General features: G+C 61.5%; 18 protein-coding genes. 14 read left to right on the forward strand and 4 right to left on the reverse strand.

The genetic code is table 11. The annotated features are described in order from the left end of the window. Positions 1-229 precede the first annotated feature (229 nt). The 7 genes from G3O01_RS04905 (at position 230) to G3O01_RS04935 (ending at position 6,277) form a co-directional block, all read left to right on the forward strand. A complete protein-coding gene (locus G3O01_RS04905) occupies positions 230-724 on the forward strand; it encodes a DUF2244 domain-containing protein (protein ID WP_205803406.1) in 495 nt (164 codons plus the stop codon). 56 nt (positions 725-780) lie between these two features. Beyond that, a complete protein-coding gene (gene coxB / locus G3O01_RS04910) occupies positions 781-2,454 on the forward strand; it encodes a cytochrome c oxidase subunit II (protein ID WP_205803407.1) in 1,674 nt (557 codons plus the stop codon). 45 nt (positions 2,455-2,499) lie between these two features. Further along, a complete protein-coding gene (gene ctaD, locus G3O01_RS04915; protein ID WP_205803408.1) occupies positions 2,500-4,113 on the forward strand; it encodes a cytochrome c oxidase subunit I in 1,614 nt (537 codons plus the stop codon). Positions 4,114-4,215: 102 nt separating this feature from the next. Beyond that, a complete protein-coding gene (locus G3O01_RS04920; protein WP_205803409.1) occupies positions 4,216-4,353 on the forward strand; it encodes a cytochrome oxidase small assembly protein in 138 nt (45 codons plus the stop codon). A gap of 53 nt (positions 4,354-4,406) precedes the next feature. Continuing rightward, complete coding sequence (locus G3O01_RS04925; protein WP_205803410.1) at positions 4,407-5,021, forward strand: cytochrome c oxidase assembly protein; 615 nt, start codon at positions 4,407-4,409, stop codon at positions 5,019-5,021. Between the two features lie 37 nt (positions 5,022-5,058). After that, positions 5,059-5,271 (forward strand): DUF2970 domain-containing protein, encoded by a 213-nt coding sequence (locus G3O01_RS04930; protein ID WP_205803411.1) that lies wholly within the window; start codon positions 5,059-5,061, stop codon positions 5,269-5,271. 148 nt (positions 5,272-5,419) lie between these two features. After that, positions 5,420-6,277, forward strand: a complete 858-nt coding sequence (locus tag G3O01_RS04935) for a cytochrome c oxidase subunit 3 (RefSeq protein WP_205803412.1) — start codon at positions 5,420-5,422, stop codon at positions 6,275-6,277. A gap of 338 nt (positions 6,278-6,615) precedes the next feature. Here G3O01_RS04935 and G3O01_RS04940 read toward each other — a convergent pair whose 3' ends face one another. After that, positions 6,616-6,825 (reverse strand): twin transmembrane helix small protein, encoded by a 210-nt coding sequence (locus G3O01_RS04940; protein WP_180729518.1) that lies wholly within the window; start codon positions 6,823-6,825, stop codon positions 6,616-6,618. Positions 6,826-6,923: 98 nt separating this feature from the next. On the opposite strand from G3O01_RS04940, the gene G3O01_RS04945 reads away from it, so the two are divergent. The 5 genes from G3O01_RS04945 to G3O01_RS04965 all read left to right on the forward strand — a co-directional run bounded on the left by G3O01_RS04945 (position 6,924) and on the right by G3O01_RS04965 (position 11,125). Next, complete coding sequence (locus G3O01_RS04945; protein ID WP_205803413.1) at positions 6,924-7,691, forward strand: SURF1 family protein; 768 nt, start codon at positions 6,924-6,926, stop codon at positions 7,689-7,691. Positions 7,692-7,761: 70 nt separating this feature from the next. Next, on the forward strand, positions 7,762-8,433 hold the full coding sequence (locus tag G3O01_RS04950) for a cytochrome C oxidase subunit I (RefSeq protein WP_205803707.1): 672 nt from the start codon (positions 7,762-7,764) through the stop codon (positions 8,431-8,433). 48 nt (positions 8,434-8,481) lie between these two features. Next, positions 8,482-9,591, forward strand: a complete 1,110-nt coding sequence (locus G3O01_RS04955; protein WP_205803414.1) for a COX15/CtaA family protein — start codon at positions 8,482-8,484, stop codon at positions 9,589-9,591. Positions 9,592-9,597: 6 nt separating this feature from the next. Then, a complete protein-coding gene (cyoE, locus tag G3O01_RS04960; protein WP_205803415.1) occupies positions 9,598-10,503 on the forward strand; it encodes a heme o synthase in 906 nt (301 codons plus the stop codon). Between the two features lie 4 nt (positions 10,504-10,507). Next, complete coding sequence (locus G3O01_RS04965) at positions 10,508-11,125, forward strand: SCO family protein (RefSeq protein ID WP_205803416.1); 618 nt, start codon at positions 10,508-10,510, stop codon at positions 11,123-11,125. 69 nt (positions 11,126-11,194) lie between these two features. On the opposite strand, the gene G3O01_RS04970 is transcribed toward G3O01_RS04965, so the two are convergent. Continuing rightward, complete coding sequence (locus G3O01_RS04970; RefSeq protein WP_205803417.1) at positions 11,195-11,485, reverse strand: YciI family protein; 291 nt, start codon at positions 11,483-11,485, stop codon at positions 11,195-11,197. A gap of 191 nt (positions 11,486-11,676) precedes the next feature. On the opposite strand from G3O01_RS04970, the gene G3O01_RS04975 reads away from it, so the two are divergent. Then, positions 11,677-13,446: a methyl-accepting chemotaxis protein gene (locus G3O01_RS04975; protein ID WP_205803418.1), complete on the forward strand. Its 1,770-nt coding sequence runs from the start codon at positions 11,677-11,679 to the stop codon at positions 13,444-13,446. A 7-nt stretch (positions 13,447-13,453) separates the two neighbouring features. Here the strand turns inward: G3O01_RS04975 and G3O01_RS04980 are convergent, their stop codons facing one another. Further along, positions 13,454-14,272, reverse strand: a complete 819-nt coding sequence (locus G3O01_RS04980) for an FkbM family methyltransferase (protein ID WP_205803419.1) — start codon at positions 14,270-14,272, stop codon at positions 13,454-13,456. 304 nt (positions 14,273-14,576) lie between these two features. Between G3O01_RS04980 and G3O01_RS04985 the strand changes: the two genes are divergently transcribed. Beyond that, positions 14,577-15,389, forward strand: a complete 813-nt coding sequence (locus G3O01_RS04985; RefSeq protein ID WP_205803420.1) for a MetQ/NlpA family lipoprotein — start codon at positions 14,577-14,579, stop codon at positions 15,387-15,389. Between the two features lie 748 nt (positions 15,390-16,137). Here the strand turns inward: G3O01_RS04985 and G3O01_RS04990 are convergent. Next, a complete protein-coding gene (locus G3O01_RS04990; RefSeq protein ID WP_205803708.1) occupies positions 16,138-17,061 on the reverse strand; it encodes a bifunctional helix-turn-helix transcriptional regulator/GNAT family N-acetyltransferase in 924 nt (307 codons plus the stop codon). Positions 17,062-17,412 lie beyond the last annotated feature (351 nt).

Genomic DNA, 17,412 nt, shown 5'->3' on the forward strand with positions numbered 1-17,412 from the left:
AAACTGCGTCAAAACGGCGCAGAGGCTTATGTGGCTTGGGTTTTCGGCCGATCGGGCGTTGCTTGTGGATGCCCTGGATCGGCCCTATAATGCGTCAGTTTGTCGCTCAAAGCTCACATAATAGTAGGAGCGACAGGCCCGAGGCGTTCGCGGTTCGGGCGGCAGTAGTTGCGCCGGGCGGGAATGGCAGTGGCGGCATGCGGTGACTGGCGGTTCGCGGGAGGCAGCGATGAATGCAACCGATCTGCTGGCTGATTCGGAACCCGTCCTCAAGGACTGGCTGATGAAGCGCAACTGTTCGGTTTCGCCGCGGCAATTCGTGTTCTTCTATGTCTCGCTCGCGGGATTCTCGCTCTTAATTGCATTCCTGCTGGTCCTGTACGGTGCATGGCTGGTGTTGCCGTTCACAGGTATCGAGCTGCTCGCTGTCGGCGTCGCATTTGCAATTTATGCACGCCATGCTGTCGATTACGAGCGCATCCGGCTGTTTCCCAACCGGCTCGTGATCGAACAGGTCAGCGCCGAGCATCTCACGCAGTTCGAATTCAACCCGTGCTGGGTGCGGGTCGAGCCAGGTGCAACGCCGCGCGACCGGATCAGACTGGTTTCGCGTGGCGAGACGGTCACGGTCGGGCAGCACCTTGCGCAATATCGGCGCGCGCAATTCGCCGATGAACTGCGGCTGTGGATCAGGCAGTGTCAGGCGCAAAAAGTTGCATATTGAATGACGCGCCGTTCCAGAAGACGAGAGGCAGCCTTCCAGCGGGGTCGAGGGTTTGAATGGAAATTTTGGGTAAGGAAGCTATGAAAACAATCAAGCGAGCCCTCGTGGGCGTGCTGGCGTGTAGCGGGCTGCTCTTCGCCGGTGCTGCCCATGCAATCGGCGATAGTCCTGGCGGCCCCCGCGTCAACGAGATCAATCTCCAGCCGCCCGTGACGAGGATTGCCGAAGAGCTCTACAGCCTCCACACGTTCATGCTGATTCTCTGCACGGTGATCTTCATCGGCGTGTTCGGTGTGATGTTCTATTCGATCTTTGCGCACCGCAAATCGAAAGGCTACAAGGCCGCGCATTTCCACGAAAGCACCACCGTCGAAATCATCTGGACGATCGTCCCGTTCATCATCGTCGTGCTGATGGCGCTGCCCGCCACCAAGACGGTCGTCGCGATGAAGGACACCACCAACGCCGACCTGACCGTCAAGGTCACCGGCTACCAGTGGAAGTGGGCGTACGACTACGTGAAGGGCCCGGGTGAAGGCATCAACTTCTACTCGACGCTGACCACGCCGCGCAGCCAGGTCGACGGCCTGACGCCGAAGACGGATACGTATCTGCAGGAAGTCGACAATCCGCTCGTCGTCCCCGTCAACAAGAAGATCCGCATCATCACCACCGCCAACGACGTCGTGCACTCGTGGTACGTGCCCGCGTTCGGCGTGAAGCAGGATGCGATTCCCGGCTTCGTGCGCGACACGTGGTTCAAGGCGGAAAAGGTCGGCACGTATCGCGGCTTCTGTACGGAGCTGTGCGGCAAGGAACACGCGTTCATGCCAGTGGTCGTGACGGTTCTTTCGGATGACGACTACGCGAAGTGGGTTGACGACCAGAAGAAGAAAATGGCCGCAGGCCTGGACGATCCGAACAAGAACTACACGCTCGCCGAACTGATGGAGCGCGGCGGCAAGGTCTACACGGCGAACTGCGCGGTCTGCCACCAGCCGACCGGCAAGGGCGCGGGCGCATTCCCGGCGCTCGACGGCAGCAAGGTCGCGAACGGCCCGCTCGCCGAGCATGTGAACATCGTGCTGAAGGGCAAGAACGCGATGCCGGCGTGGGCGCCGACGCTGAACGACGTCGAGGTCGCTTCCGTCATCACGTACGAACGCAATTCGTGGGGCAACCACACGGGCGACATCCTGCAGCCGAAGCAGATCGCCGATGCACGTAACGGCCGTCTGCCGGCAGGTGGCGATCACCTCGCGGGCGCAGCGGCGGCAGCGGCATCGGATGCAGCGGCAGCGAGCGGTGCCGAAGGCGCGAGCGGCGCGGCGGCGGCAAGCGGCGAAGCGGGCGCTTCGGCTCCTGCAGCGGCGTCGGGTGCATCGGACAACGCGGCAGCATCGGCGCCGCAAGCGTCGCTGCCCGCCAGCATCTACTTCGAGACGAACAAGAGCACGCTGCCCGCCGACGCGAAAGCTGCAATCGACGCAGCCGCCGCATACGCGAAGGCGCACCCGGACGCGAAGTTCACGCTGTCGGGCTACACAGACGCAACGGGTTCCGCCGACAAAAACGCGAAACTCGCGAAGGCGCGCGCCGAAGCCGTGCGCGATGCGCTGAAGGCAGCGGGCATCGCCGAAGACCATATTATTTTGAAGAAGCCGGAGACGATCACGGGCGGTGCGGACGCGAAGGAAGCACGCCGTGTTGAGATCAGCGCAGCGGCCTGACGTGTAACAGTCAGAGAAAAGCAGCATTCGATTTAGGAGATTGTCATGTCTAGCATCGGACACGATGTAGCCGCAGGGCACGAGCACGTGCACGGCGACCATGCGCACGAGACGCCGCATGGCTGGCGTCGCTGGCTGTTCGCCACCAACCACAAAGATATCGGTACGCTGTACCTGCTGTTCTCGTTCATCATGTTTTTGTCCGGCGGCGTGATGGCGCTGGGCATCCGCGCCGAGCTGTTCGAACCGGGCCTGCAGATCATGCGACCCGAGTTCTTCAACCAGCTCACCACCATGCACGGCCTGATCATGGTGTTCGGCGCGATCATGCCGGCCTTCGTCGGCTTCGCGAACTGGATGATTCCGCTGCAGATCGGCGCATCGGACATGGCCTTCGCACGGATGAACAACTTCAGCTTCTGGCTGCTGCCCGTCGCTGCCGTGCTGCTGGTCGGTTCGTTCTTCACGCCGGGCGGCGCAACCGCCGCAGGCTGGACTCTGTACGCGCCGCTGTCCACCCAGATGGGCCCAGGCATGGACTTCGCGATTTTCGCGGTCCACATCATGGGCGCGTCGTCGATCATGGGCGGCATCAACATCGTCGTGACGATCCTGAACATGCGCGCACCCGGCCTCACGCTGATGAAGATGCCGATGTTCGTGTGGACGTGGCTGATCACCGCGTACCTGCTGATCGCCGTGATGCCGGTGCTCGCAGGCGCGATCACGATGGTGCTGTTCGACCGCCACTTCGGCACGTCGTTCTTCAACGCGGCAGGCGGCGGCGACCCGGTGATGTATCAGCACATCTTCTGGTTCTTCGGACACCCCGAGGTCTACATCATGATCTTGCCGGCGTTCGGGATCGTGTCGCAGGTGATCCCGGCGTTCGCGCGCAAGCCGCTGTTCGGCTATAGCTCGATGGTGTACGCAACGGCGTCGATCGCGATCCTGTCGTTCATGGTCTGGGCGCACCACATGTTCGCGACGGGCATGCCGGTCACGGGCCAGCTGTTCTTCATGTACGCGACGATGCTGATCGCCGTGCCGACGGGCGTGAAGGTGTTCAACTGGGTCGCGACGATGTGGCGCGGTTCGCTCACTTTCGAAACGCCGATGCTGTTCGCGGTGGGCTTCCTGTTCGTGTTCACGTTTGGCGGTCTGACGGGCCTGATGCTCGCGATGGCGCCGCTCGATATCCAGTATCACGGCACTTACTTCGTGGTCGCGCACTTCCACTACGTGCTGGTGGCGGGGTCTCTGTTCGGTCTCTTCTCCGGCTGGTACTACTGGGCGCCGAAGTGGACCGGCTGGATGTACAACGAGACGCGCGGCAAGATCCACTTCTGGGCTTCGCTGATCACGTTCAACCTCGCGTTCCTGCCGATGCACTTCGTCGGTCTTGCCGGCATGCCGCGTCGTTATGCCGACTACCCGGCGCAGTTCACCGACTGGAACCAGGTCATCACGATCGGTGCGTTCGGCTTTGGTCTCGCGCAGGTGTACTTCCTGTTCGCAGTCGCGCTGCCGGCGTATCGCGGCGGCGGCGAACTCGAAAAGGCCGGCGACAAGCCGTGGGATGGCGCAACGGGCCTCGAATGGACCGTGCCGAGCCCGGCTCCGTTCCACACGTTCGAAAATCCGCCGACGGTCGAATAAAGCCGCAAGCAGTATTCGAAGCTCCCGCTCCGGCGTCGCAACGCCGGAGCGGGAAGCGGGACAAAAACACAGTGCAGCAACGTAGTACCAAGAAAGTTGAGCATGAGCCGGAATCCACAAAAAAGACGTACGCCTGAAGAAATTCGTGCAGGGAATCTGCGACTCGGTCTGATTCTGCTTGCCGTCGTCGCCGTCTTTTTTCTGGGTGCCGTCGTCAAGCAGGTCTGGTTCTCTTCCTGACCTGTCGTGACGAGTCTGGATCGCCCGTGTACGTGATCTGTTGAGGAAGTTCGATGTCGACGCAACCGCCCGCCGGGGCCGATCGTTCTTTTAACCGTCCGATGCTGTTCAAGCTCGTGGTGGTCGCGTTGCTGATGTTCGGCTTCGGCTTTGCGCTGATCCCGATGTATCGCGCGATCTGCGAGGTCACGGGCATCAACAACCTCGTGCAGCGCGACGCCAGCGCGCGCGAGGCGAAGAACACGCAGGTCGATATGAGCCGCACGATTTCGATCGAATTCGACGCGAACGCGCGCGGGCCGCTCGGGTTCAAGCCGGAGCAGAACAGTATCGACGTGCATCCGGGCGAAGTGACGACGGTGATGTACGACGTGAGCAACCAGCAGGCGCGCACGATCCAGGCTCAGGCGATTCCGAGCTATGCGCCGAAGCAGGCCACGGAGTTCTTCAAGAAGATCGAGTGTTTTTGCTTTACGCAGCAGACGTTGAAGGCGAACGAATCGAAGCGCATGCCCGTGGTGTTCGTCGTCGATCCGAAGCTGCCGAAAGACGTGAAGACGATCACCTTGTCGTACACGTTCTTCGAACTGAATACGCCCGCGCCCACGACGCGCGGCACGGAAGGTCAGACGGCGCAAGGCGCGGCGAAGGCAGCGAACCCGGCCTGACGCGAATCAACGACGCTTGCCGACAGAAGGCGAGGATATGAGCGATAGCGGTCGCGGCGGCAGGAAAAGCAGTTTCGGCCAGTCGATGAAAGCGGTGATGTGGTCGTTTTTCGGTGTGCGCAAGCGGCGCGATCTGGAAGCGGATGCCACGCAGCTGAACCCGCTGCATGTGATCGCAGCGGCGCTGATCGGCGCGGCGATTTTCATCGGGGTGCTGATCCTGATCGTGCGCGTGGTGGTCGGCTCGTAGGCGGATGAGGCAGGATCGGATGGAGCAGGGCGGCGAGGCAGCGCAGCGCGCCGCAGGAGACAGAGCCCGGGCGCAGCGCAACCGGCTGCGGATTTACCCGGACCAAGCGGACCAAGCGGAACAACTGGACTGAAGTGGAGAATCAATAATGAGCGGTCAAAACGAGAGCCCGTACTATTTCATACCGCATCCGTCGCGGCATCCGATCAGCGCCGCCCTCGGCCTGCTGGTCATGCTCGGATCGTTTGCGGCGTGGGTGAACGGCGAGCCGTGGGCGCCTATTACCGCGCTGATCGGTCTGCTGTGGCTGCTCTACACGCTGTACCACTGGTTCGGCGACGCCATCTCGGAGTCGGAAGGCGGGATGTACGGCAAGAAAGTCGACGCGTCGTTCCGCTGGAGCATGAGCTGGTTCATCTTCTCCGAAGTGATGTTCTTCGGCGCATTCTTCGGCGCGCTGTTCTATGCGCGTCAGATCGCGATGCATCAGCTCGGCAGTCTCGACTACAAGCTGATCTGGCCGGACTTCACGGCGGTGTGGCCGAATATCGGACCGGCGGATCTCGTCTCGCACTTCAAGTCGATGACGCCGTGGCCCGTGCCGACCATCAACACGGCGCTGCTGCTGTCGTCGGGCGCGACGCTGACGGTGTCGCACCACGCGCTGCGCGATAACCATCGCACGAAGGCAATCGCATGGCTTGCCGCCACGCTGCTGCTGGGCGTCACGTTCCTGTTCCTGCAAGGCTTCGAGTATTTCCACGCGTACAACGAACTGAACCTGACGCTTGCATCGGGCGTGTACGGCTCGACCTTCTTCCTGCTGACGGGCTTCCACGGTTTCCACGTGTTCCTCGGCGGCACGATGCTGGCGGTGGTGCTGGTGCGGATGATCCGCGGCCACTTCACGGCGGACCATCACTTCGCGTTCGAAGGCGCAGCGTGGTACTGGCACTTTGTCGACGTCGTGTGGCTGGGGCTGTACGTCGTCGTCTACTGGCTGTAAAGCGGCTGCAAGCGTGGTTGCAGAGCCACGCTAGCCTGCGCATGCCGTGCGTCATATCGACGCATCGAGGCGCTGCAGGCAAGCTGCAAGACAGGTGATGACCGATGCAGTCCGAGCGTTGAGCGGGTGACTGCGGGAGCTATCCCGGAAAAGACTCAGGCAGCGCCGCCCTCGACCCCGTCAGGGCGGCGTTTTGCTTCGATGAGGGTGATATTTCGCCGATCTCGTAACGGTGTATTGCGCTGATCGACGTGTCGTTGCGTGGCATACTTCGCCGGCAATTCGGGATAGCGGGTGATATGGCACCGTATCGACGAGCGCGTGACCGGACGAGCGCATCACCGTCCGTACGGAATGCCCGTCGAGTGAATCCAGCCCATCCAGTTCGCGAACAGGATGAACAGGAAGAGCGAAATCGACAGGCCGACACGCGTGGCCAGCGACCACACCATACGCTTCGTCTTGCCGCGGTCGTGCATCATGAAATACAGCGCGGACACCATGCTGGCAATGATCAGAACGAACGCGATGGGAACGAGAATGTGCATGGAATCAACTGAAATTCAGGAACGCGAAAGCAACGATTTCATTATCGCACCGCGCGCAATGGTTCGCGTCTCGACCGAAAGCTCACGATAAGCGCACGATGAAGATCCGTCTGATCCCGACGCTGCTGATTCTGATTGTCGTCGCCGTTACGGTGAAACTCGGCTTCTGGCAACGCGACCGCGCGCATCAGAAGGAAGCGCTGCAGGCGCAGATCACGCAGTTCGAGAACGCGCCCGCGCGGAACGTCGGCGCGGCGCCGATCGCGCTGAAGGACATCGAGTTTCATCGCGTGCGTGCAGTCGGACAGTTTATGCCGCAGCAAGTGGTGTACCTCGATAATCGCCCGTATAACGACCAGCCGGGCTTTTACGTCGTGATGCCCTTTAAACTGCGCGACGGCGGCTACGTGCTCGTCAACCGCGGCTGGCTGCCGCGCAATGTCAACGACCGCACGACGATCGCGCCGTACGACACGCCGAAGGGCGAGATCGAGATCACAGGCATCGCGCGTGCCGATGCGACGCGTGCCTATGAACTCGGCGAGGGTGGCTCGGCCGCGCATCAGACGATTCGCCAGAATCTCGATGTCGCGTCGTATGCGGCGGAAACGGGCCTGGCACTGCAGCCGTTCGTGATCCAGCAGCTCAGCGACGACGGCGACAAGCTTGTGCGCGACTGGCCCGCGCCGGCTTCTGGTGTGGAACGCAACTACGGCTATATGGCGCAGTGGTGGGGCATGGCGGCCGCCGCGATTGTTTTCGGGCTGTACGCAGCCCGGCGCAGCGCGAAGCACGCGAAACTCGCGGACGACAAGGCGCCCGAAAGCAGCACCGCCGCCGGCAACGGACAGACGCCCCGCGCGTGAGATTTCGTGCGCGGCCTGGACGCAGACAAAAGGCGTAATCGAAAGCGCCGTCATGGAGAGAGGATCAGGAGTGGTGACGCAGAATTCCCGTTCGCAGCAATCCGGACAGCAACCGGCGCAAGACAACCGACGCGTGATTCCCGGCCAACCCAACGGGCAAGGCTCGTGGCAGCGCGGCCGCTGGATGTTGCTGCTGATCGCGCTGGTCTGCGCGGCGCCTGTGATCGCCTCGTATTTCACGTACTACGTGATCAAGCCGACGGGCGGCACGACCAGCTACGGCACGCTGATCTCGCCGCAACGGCCGATTCCCGACTCGCTCGTCGTGACGGGCGAGGACGGCAAGCCGATGAAGCTCGCGTCGTTGCGCGGCCGCTGGCTGATGATTTCGGTCGACAGCAGCGCCTGCGACAAGCCTTGCGTGACCAAGCTGTACTTCATGCGCCAGGTGCGCGCGACGCAGGCTGGCGAGCGCGAGCGCATCGTCAACGTGTTTCTGCGCACGGATGCGAACAAGGTGCCCGACGTCGTCGATAACGCGTACAAGGACACGGAGATGCTGATCGCCGATCCGAAGGAAGTGGCCGCGTGGCTGCCCGCCGACGAAGGCACGCAACCCACTGACCACATCTATATGGTCGACCCGAACGGCAACCTGATGATGCGGTTTCCGAAAGACGCAAACCCGACGAAGATCAAAGGTGATGTGTCGAAACTGCTTAGAAATTCCGGTATCGGCTAAAGTGCCGCGAGTGCGTTCAAACGCGCTCTGTCGAGAGAAGGAAGATAGATGTTCGTATTGCAACTGGGACTGATCGGGCTGTGCATTGCGCTGCTGCCGTTGTCGTACGTGTGGGTGAAAGCCGACGACAACAAGTTCCGCAAGCTGGTCTGGGTCACGACCTTCCTGACGCTGGATCTGGTGATGTTCGGCGGCTTCACGCGCCTGACGGATTCCGGCCTGGGTTGCCCCGACTGGCCGGGCTGCTACGGCACGTCGTCGCCGTTCATCGCGCACGCGGCGATCAACGCGGCGTATCACGCGATGCCGTCGGGTCCTGTCAGCATGACCAAGGCGTGGATCGAGATGATTCACCGTTACTTTGCGATGGCGATTGGCGTGCTGATCGTCGCGCAGACGATCATCGCGTGGGTCGCGCGCATCAAGCGCCGTCCGCTGCATGTATCGCCGTGGTGGCCGACCTCGCTGCTGCTGCTGATTCTCGTGCAGGGCGCGTTCGGCGCGTGGACCGTGACGATGAAGCTGCAACCCGTGATCGTGACGATTCACCTGCTGCTCGGGCTTGCGCTGCTGGGCACGCTCGGCTGGCTGGCCGCGCGACAAACGCCGCTGCCCGCATACGAGCCGGAAGCGTCGCGCTGGCGTACGGCCGCGCAGTTCGGCCTCGCGCTGCTGATCGTGCAGATCGCGCTAGGCGGCTGGGTCAGCACGAATTACGCGGTGCTCGCGTGTACCGACTTCCCGACCTGCAACGGCCAGTGGCTTCCGCCGATGGACTTCGAACACGGCTTCCATCTGTGGCGTGCGCTGGGCATGACGGGCGACGGCGACGTGATCACGCAGGACGCGCTGGTCGCGATCCACTGGACACACCGCACGTTCGCGTTTGTCGTGGTTGCGTATCTGCTGTGGTTCGCGCTGAAAATGCGCCGTTTCGAGTCGCTGCGGCGGCCCGCGAACGGCGTGCTGCTCGTGATCGTGATCCAGTTCATCACGGGCCTGTCGAACATTGTTTTGCAATGGCCTTTGCCCATTGCCGTCGCCCATAACGGCGGGGCCGCGATCCTGCTGCTCTTGCTCGTTATGTTAAACTTTCGAATCGCTTATAGCCGTCCCGGCCGCGCCATGGTTCCCGCGCGCGACGCCGCGCCAGCGTGACTCTTCATGGACAGCACAACTCTCCCCCATTCGCCCGGTAGCCGGATTTCCCAGTACATTGCGCTGACGAAGCCGCGCGTCACGCAACTCGCCGTTTTCTGCGCAGTGATCGGTATGTTCCTCGCCACGCCCGGTATGGTGCCGTGGACGGTGCTGATCGGCGGCGCGGTCGGTATCTGGTTGCTGGCAGGCGCTGCGTTCGCCATCAACTGTCTCGTCGAGCAGAAAATCGACGCGAAGATGCGCCGCACTTCGTGGCGTCCGTCGGCGCGCGGCGAGATTACTTCGGCGCAGATTCTGCTGTTCTCGGCCGTGCTCGGCGCGCTTGGCATGTGGACGCTCTACACGTTCACCAACGCGCTGACGATGTGGCTCACCATCGCCACCTTCGTCGGCTACGCAATCATCTATACGCTGCTGCTCAAGCCTTATACGCCGCAGAACATCGTGATCGGCGGCGCGTCGGGCGCGATGCCGCCGGCGCTCGGCTGGGCCGCGGTGACGGGCGCCGTTCCCGGCGACGCGTGGATTCTCGTGCTGATCATCTTCGTGTGGACGCCGCCGCATTTCTGGGCGCTCGCGCTGTATCGCCGCAAGGATTACGAAAACGCCGGTCTGCCGATGCTGCCCATCACGCACGGTGAGGCGTATACGCGTCTGCATATCCTGCTGTACACGGTCATTCTGTTCGCAGTCACGCTGATGCCGTTTATCTCGGGCATGAGCGGAATCGTGTATCTGGTGTCGGCGGTCCTGTTGGGTGCTGTGTTCCTCGCGTATGCGTGGAAGATCTATCGGGAATATTCCGACGCTCTCGCGCGTAAAACCTTCCGTTACTCGATCGTTTATCTGTCGCTGTTGTTTGCGGCGCTGCTGATCGACCACTACACGCGTGCCTTGATCGGCGCGTAACACCATGCTCAATGTACGGATCGCGCGCGCGGCGCGCGTTGCTCTCGTCGCGTGCGCGCTCGGCGCCGCGGCGCTGATGTCGGGATGCGGCAAGGAACAGCCCGCGTTCACGAACGTCGATATCACGGGCAACAAGCAGTTCGGCGCCGACTTCTCGCTGCCCGATTCGAGCGGCAAGGTACGCTCGCTCGCGGACTACAAGGGCAAGGTCGTCGTGCTGTTCTTTGGCTACACGCATTGCCCGGACGTGTGTCCGACGACGATGGCCGAACTCTCGCAAGCGCTCCAGCAACTCGGTCCCGAGGACGCGAAACGCGTGCAGGTGCTGTTCGTCACTGTCGATCCCGAGCGCGATACGCCCGAACTGATGGCGCAATACGTGCCTGCGTTCAATCCGACGTTCGTCGGGCTGCGTCCGGCAAATCAGGAACAGCTGGACAAGGTCGCGAAGGATTTCCGCGTGTACTACGCGAAGGTGCCGGGCAAGACGCCCGACAGCTACACGATGGATCACACGGCCGCGAGCTATGTATTCGATACCGACGGCAAGCTGCGTCTGTTCGCGCGCGACGGGCAAGGCGCGTCGCCGTGGGTGCACGATCTGAAGCTGCTGCTCGGCTAAAAGCTCAGCAAGCGTCAAGAAAAAAGGCTGCACGACAACGTGCAGCCTTTTTCATTTTCAAGCCTCAATTCACTCAGGCACTTTCAGATTCATCCCCGGCGCCATCCGCGTTGCTTTGAACTCCGTCACGTCATAGCGCGCTACTTTCTGCTGCGCGAACGGATCGCTCGCAAGAATCTCATCCAGTCTCGATCGCTCGATACCCGCAGCGATTATCACGCCGCCATCGCGCGGCACTTTCGGTCCCGCCATGATGAACACGCCCGCGTCGAACTGACGCGTGAGGAACGCGCGGTGCGCTTCCAGCACATCGTCGACGCGATCGAGCGATGCCGTGTAGATGAGGGAGACGACGTACATTCGGAACCTCGCAAACAGGAGACGTAGTGCGCCATTATCGGCTGACACGACGCCGGGCGTAGCTTACAGCCTGCCTCAAGTCGGCGCATCGATATGCCGTTATCCAGAAGAGCAATCGTTTGCGCCGGTTTTTTCTTAAGCGAGCGCTGCAGATATGCCGAAGAAGTGACTACACAGAAGAGACCAACACAATGAGTAGGATGAGTCTGAACCGCAAGCTGTGGTTATCGCTTGTGCTCGTATGGCTGGGTTTGCTGGGCGTCGGATTATGGAGCGCGGTCGAAACCCGCTCGACGATGCTCAGTGAGCGCAAGGCCGGCATGGTGAATCTCGTCGATGCCGCGCAAGGTGTCGTGAACGGCTACTACGCGCTAGCGCAGGCGGGCAAGATGAGCGAAGCCGATGCGCAGCGCGAAGCGCTCGCACGACTCGCGACGATGCGCTACGGCGAGTCCGGTTATCTGTTCGTGATGGATTCGAAGCCCGTCGTGCTGATGCATCCGACCTTGCCGCAGATGAACGGCAAAGCAGTGGGCGATTTCAAGGATCCGGACGGCAAGCTGCTGTATGTGTCGATCGTCGATGCAGCGAAGGCGACGGGCAAAGGCTTCGCCGAATATCGCGGACGTCTGCCGCATAGCGAAGAAGCCGTGCCGAAAATCAGCTATGCCGTGCGATTTGCGCCGTGGGACTGGAACATTGTCAGCGGCGTGTTCGTGCGCGATATCGATACGGCTTACTACGCGAATCTGATCGAGCATTTTCTTGTCGTGCTGGTGATCGGCGCGGGCATTTCGTTCGCGATGCTGTTGATCATTCGCAACGTGCGCGGCAGTCTCGGCGGCGAGCCGCAGGATGCCGCGAAGCTCGCGGCGCGCATTGCGACGGGCGACCTTACGCAACTCGTGCCGGTTCGCGCGAACGATTCGTCGAGCATGATGGCCGCGATGAACGAGATGCAGAGCCGCTTGCAGCGCACGATCGGCGAGATTCGACAGTCGGCGGAGTCGATTGCATCGGCGACGCAGCAGATCGCGGCGGGCAATGGCGATCTGTCGCAGCGCACGGAACAGCAGGCAGCGTCGCTTCAGGAAACGGCGGCGAGCATGGAAGAGCTGACGGCGACCGTCAAGCAGAACGCGGATAACGCGCGCCAGGCGAGCGGTCTCGCGAACAACGCATCGGAGATCGCGACGAAGGGTAACGACGTCGTCAATCGCGTGATCGGCACGATGACCGAGATCAACGACAGCTCGCGGCAGATCTCGGACATCATCGGCGTGATCGAGGGCATTGCGTTCCAGACGAATATTCTTGCGCTCAACGCTGCCGTCGAAGCGGCGCGTGCGGGCGAGCAGGGCCGCGGCTTCGCGGTCGTCGCGGGCGAAGTGCGCAGCCTCGCGCAACGTTCGGCGACGGCGGCGAAGGAAATCAAGCAGCTGATCGGCGACTCGGTGGAACGCGTGAACAACGGCTACGCGCTCGTCGAGCAGGCGGGCACGACGATGAGCGAGATCATGCAGGCGGTGCGTCGCGTGACGGACATCATGGGCGAAATTGCTGCGGCGTCGGAAGAACAGAGCAGTGGCATCTCGCAGGTCGGTCGCGCCGTCACGCAGATGGACGAGGTCACGCAGCAGAATGCCGCGCTGGTCGAGCAGGCTGCGGCCGCTGCCGCTTCGCTGCAGGATCAGGCGGCGCGGTTGCGTCAGACGATCGGTGCGTTTCGTGTGAATGGCGGCGAGCCGACGACGGTTGCTGCGAAGACGGTTCCGGCGCCGGTGAAGAAGGTGACGAATACGGCGCCGTCGAAACCTGCCGTTGCAAAGGCGCCGGTTGCCGCACCGAAGGCATCATCGGAGACGGCTGCGCGCGAAGCCGCAACCCCGGTCGTAAAGCCGAGCGCGTCTGCGCGCCCTGCAAAGGCAGTGTCGTCCGATGACGACTGGACGACGTTCTAACAGCGACCTAGTTGATAGACAGACCGTCGTCGGTCTTCTGAACGTGCTGCAGCGTCGGATCGGATTCGTGAATCGCCAGCGTGTCGATTCCGAAGGGGAACTGATGATAACCAAGCGACGTGAGCAGCGCGTCAATCGCGCCGCGATCTGATTTGATCATTTCGATCAGCATGACGGGGCGGTGCCGTTCAATCACGGCGCGCGCCCCGCGCAACACGTCGACTTCCATCCCTTCGACATCGAGCTTCAGGAAATCCAGACGCTCCAGTTCCAGCGACGGCAGGTCGATCACGGGCACCTTGACGCCATGCTGCGCGTCGTAGGAAATCGGCTGTCCGATTGCCTCGGTGTGCTCGCGCTGACGCAGTTCCAGACTGCCGAAGCTCGCGGGTTTCGTATAGTCGGGGCGCGGCACGATCATCTCACCGCAACGTTCTCCGAGCGCCGCAAGGCGCGCTCGCGCATTCAGGCAGTTGTTGAGCGCGATGTTGCCGGCGAGCGCGTAGTAGACGGTCTCCTGCGCTTCGAACGACATCACCTGCCCCCAGCCGTACATGTGCCGCGACCATTCGATCGTATGGACACCGATGTTTGCGCCGCCATCGATGGCGACTACGCCGTCGCCGAAATGGCGGCGCCGCAGATCGAGAATCAGGAGTGCGAGTCTGATTTCATTGGCATCGAATTGAGATGTCGAGAGCAATTGATAGCCGACTCCGAAAGCGTTTCCATTGGGATTGATGGCGTAATCGTTGCGATTGACGATCATGTTGCCGTGGTTGGTCGAAGCTAGAACGAATGCGATGGGACGAGCGGGAAATGACATGTGTCTCTGTGTTGTTGAGTTGCAAGTCGGGAGTGTCCGCAACGACGCCGGGCTGAGCAGCGCCTGATCGATCGAAGGGGCCGTACGGCGCGTCCATCCTAAAAACGCGGTAGGCAGGCCCCTATAGGACGGTTCCGAAAATGCGGCGCAGCCGCGTCCCACCACGCGCATACCCATATGCGAACCCTGTATTTCACATTCTGGGGCGCGTATGAGAGGATTTACGGCTCGACGATCCGGGAGCGGCGCAGCCGTTCACGCCGTCGACAACGAATCTGAAACAAGGCAGTCAAGAGAGAATCACATGCAGCGCAGAACACTCATCAAGGTTTTTTCCGCCGCGCTTGCTTCGGCAGCGCTCGTCACGAGCTTCGGCGCGCACGCCGACGACAAGGTCATCAAGGTCGGCACGATCAGCGGCCCCGACGCACAAATCTGGTCGGTTGTGCAGAAGGTCGCCAAGCGCGAAGGCCTGAACGTGAAGGTCATCGAGTTCAACGATTACGTGCAGCCGAACGCCGCGCTCGACGCTGGCGATCTCGATGCAAACAGCTTCCAGCATCAGCCGTATCTCGACAGCCAGATCAAGCAGCGCGGCTACAAGATCGTCAATGCCGGCCTGACGTATATCTCGCCGCTGGGCATCTATTCGAAGAAGCTGAAGTCGGTTAAGGATTTGCCGCAGGGTGCGAAGGTTGCTGTGCCGAACGATCCGTCGAACGAAAATCGCGCGCTGCTGCTGTTGCAGTCGCAAGGCGTGATCAAGCTGAAGGCGGGTGCGGGCACGAACGGCAACAATGCGACGCCGCTCGATGTCGCCGAGAATCCGAAGAAGGTGAAGCTTATCGAACTCGATGCGGCGCAATTGCCGCGTTCGCTGGGTGATGTCGATGCTGCTGCGATCAATACGAACTTCGCGTTGGCCGCGGGCTTGCAGCCGACCAAGGACGCGATCGCTCTCGAAGATGTGCATAGCCCGTATGCGAATCTGATCGCCGTGCGTATCAAGGATAAGGATCAGCCGTGGGTGAAGAAGCTGGTCGCGGCGTATCAGTCGGAAGATGTGCGGCAGTTCATCAAGACGGAGTTTAAAGGTTCGGTTGTGCCGTCGTTCTGAGTGGTTCTCTGTTGGGTGTCGCTGGCGCTGGTTTGGTTTGCCTGGGTTTTCGCTGGCATCCGCGTTAGCGCCTACGCGGCGCAAGCGTTGCCCCTGTGCGGGGCGGCACTTACTTTCTTTGCCGCCGCAAAGAAAGTAAGCAAAGAAATCGGGCTAACACCGCCCGTTTTTGACCACCGCCTGAGGGCCCCCAACTTTTCCTCTCCTTCGCACGGCAACCTCTCAGTCACCGCCCGTTGCTAGCGCTCCGAACGGACGCCTCACCCACGTCAATCACCCGTAGCGCAGCCAGCGGCAGCGACTGGTTACGGCCGCCCAGGTGGCAAACTGTGTGTCGGTCGTAGTGCTTCACACCTCAGCGCTCTTACGACACCGATCGTGTTTTTCAGTCCGGAGTGGAGCGCATACGCCGCGACAGCCGACACACAGTTTGCCGCTATAGAACGTGGGAGATTTGATCGCGCATGCGTTGACGCGGGAGCGTGAAGCGGGTGATGCGCCTGGCAAGAGCGTTGGCAGCGGGCATCGAGACGAGTGATGCCGCGCACAGGACGGGGCTGTTGGGGGCCCGTGGGCAGGAAGAAAAGTTGGCGGTGTTCAGCGGCTTTCTTTTGCCTACTTTTCTTTGCCGCGGCAAAGAAAAGTAGGTGCCGCCCCGCACAGGGGCGACGCGTGAATCACGAAGGCAAATCGCGGATGCCAGCGTAAAAGCAAAAACAAAAACAAAAACAAAAACAAAAACAAAAAACTACAGCGCCCGCTCCCAAATCTCGATCAAAAGCTCACACCCAAACCGCCGCTCAGGCGTCCCCGACACGAGAGCAAATCCCGCCTGCGTCACAAGCCGCCGAGCTTCATCAAGCGAACGCTCGCTTTCAACGGACATCGTCCGATACCCCACCCGTTTCGCAAACCGCACGCATTCGTTGATCAGCTGCGTGCCGATGCCGAGCCGCCGCACGTCTGGCTCGACATACAGCATGCGCACGCTTGCCTGCGTATCGGATGCCGCTGCGACCAGCGCCGATCCAACGATCAGCCCATCCTGCTCCGCGACCCAGCAGATTTCTCGCGGCGTGTCGTTCCCACGCGCGAAGTGCGCCACCTGCTGCGCGAGCAGCGCCTCGAAGGTCTGGTCCCAGCCGTGGCGGCCCGCGAAGAGCTGCGCCTGGCGCGACACCAGCGCGCCATACTCGCCCGCACGCGGCGCGCGCAGCGTCACGATGCTATGACGCGGCCGCTCGTCGAGCAGCCGCTCGATCAGCTTCATCGCGGCAATCAATTGATCCTGCGAGTGCGGCGCAAGCCGCGTGAGCACAGCAGCGACCTCGTCGAGCGCCGCGGCGTCGAGCGGCTGGTATGCAGCGAGGCCCGTTTCCGTCAGCGAGACGAGCGACTGGCGCGCGTCGATCTCCGACGGCCGCCGTGAAATCAGGTCGCGCCGTTCGAAGCTCGACAGCAGCCGGCTCAGATAGCCGCTGTCGATGCCCAGATTGCGCGCCAGCGCTGCCGCCGTCTGATGCTCGCTGCGCGACAGTTCGTGCATCACACGCACCTCCGTCAGCGAAAACGGGCTTTTCTGCAGATGTTCGTGCAGCGCTCCGATGTGCTGCGTATAGAAGCGGTTGAAATGGCGGACGGCTTCCGCCCGGACTATGTCGGGATCGTTCACCGTTTCCATTCCCCGTTTTGGCCTGTCATTCCGTCACCAAGCTGTGTTGTTTCTGTCGAGTGATCGCGCGCGAATTTCGCAGTTTGCACCAGATTGTTAATAAAGAGGTATGACATTTGCGGGTTAACGCACGTAACTTGACAGACATTTCGTGCAGACCAGTGGCTCAATTGGGCTCGAATACGGGTATGCCCTAATGCCAGCGGGATGTCAGTGGAAATCCGCTTAATTCGCGGAAAGCCTTACCGGTCAAGGGTTTGCTCGGTGTAGACCAGCTAGATACCAGCTCGTTGACTGGTATTATGGTGGTTATATAATGGGCTCCACTTTAGTAGTCCACCGCTGTCAGAT

Source organism: Burkholderia sp. Ac-20365, assembly GCF_017104715.1.
Taxonomy (GTDB): domain Bacteria; phylum Pseudomonadota; class Gammaproteobacteria; order Burkholderiales; family Burkholderiaceae; genus Paraburkholderia.

Excerpts from the sequence above, each read along its gene's own strand:
- G3O01_RS04905 (WP_205803406.1), top strand. The coding sequence starts at position 230 with ATGAATGCAACCGATCTGCTGGCTGATTCGGAACCCGTCCTCAAGGAC.
- coxB (WP_205803407.1), top strand. The coding sequence starts at position 781 with ATGGAAATTTTGGGTAAGGAAGCTATGAAAACAATCAAGCGAGCCCTC.
- ctaD (WP_205803408.1), top strand. The coding sequence starts at position 2,500 with ATGTCTAGCATCGGACACGATGTAGCCGCAGGGCACGAGCACGTGCAC.
- G3O01_RS04920 (WP_205803409.1), top strand. The coding sequence starts at position 4,216 with ATGAGCCGGAATCCACAAAAAAGACGTACGCCTGAAGAAATTCGTGCA.
- G3O01_RS04925 (WP_205803410.1), top strand. The coding sequence starts at position 4,407 with ATGTCGACGCAACCGCCCGCCGGGGCCGATCGTTCTTTTAACCGTCCG.
- G3O01_RS04930 (WP_205803411.1), top strand. The coding sequence starts at position 5,059 with ATGAGCGATAGCGGTCGCGGCGGCAGGAAAAGCAGTTTCGGCCAGTCG.
- G3O01_RS04935 (WP_205803412.1), top strand. The coding sequence starts at position 5,420 with ATGAGCGGTCAAAACGAGAGCCCGTACTATTTCATACCGCATCCGTCG.
- G3O01_RS04940 (WP_180729518.1), bottom strand. The coding sequence starts at position 6,825 with ATGCACATTCTCGTTCCCATCGCGTTCGTTCTGATCATTGCCAGCATG.
- G3O01_RS04945 (WP_205803413.1), top strand. The coding sequence starts at position 6,924 with ATGAAGATCCGTCTGATCCCGACGCTGCTGATTCTGATTGTCGTCGCC.
- G3O01_RS04955 (WP_205803414.1), top strand. The coding sequence starts at position 8,482 with ATGTTCGTATTGCAACTGGGACTGATCGGGCTGTGCATTGCGCTGCTG.
- cyoE (WP_205803415.1), top strand. The coding sequence starts at position 9,598 with ATGGACAGCACAACTCTCCCCCATTCGCCCGGTAGCCGGATTTCCCAG.
- G3O01_RS04965 (WP_205803416.1), top strand. The coding sequence starts at position 10,508 with ATGCTCAATGTACGGATCGCGCGCGCGGCGCGCGTTGCTCTCGTCGCG.
- G3O01_RS04970 (WP_205803417.1), bottom strand. The coding sequence starts at position 11,485 with ATGTACGTCGTCTCCCTCATCTACACGGCATCGCTCGATCGCGTCGAC.
- G3O01_RS04975 (WP_205803418.1), top strand. The coding sequence starts at position 11,677 with ATGAGTAGGATGAGTCTGAACCGCAAGCTGTGGTTATCGCTTGTGCTC.
- G3O01_RS04980 (WP_205803419.1), bottom strand. The coding sequence starts at position 14,272 with ATGTCATTTCCCGCTCGTCCCATCGCATTCGTTCTAGCTTCGACCAAC.
- G3O01_RS04985 (WP_205803420.1), top strand. The coding sequence starts at position 14,577 with ATGCAGCGCAGAACACTCATCAAGGTTTTTTCCGCCGCGCTTGCTTCG.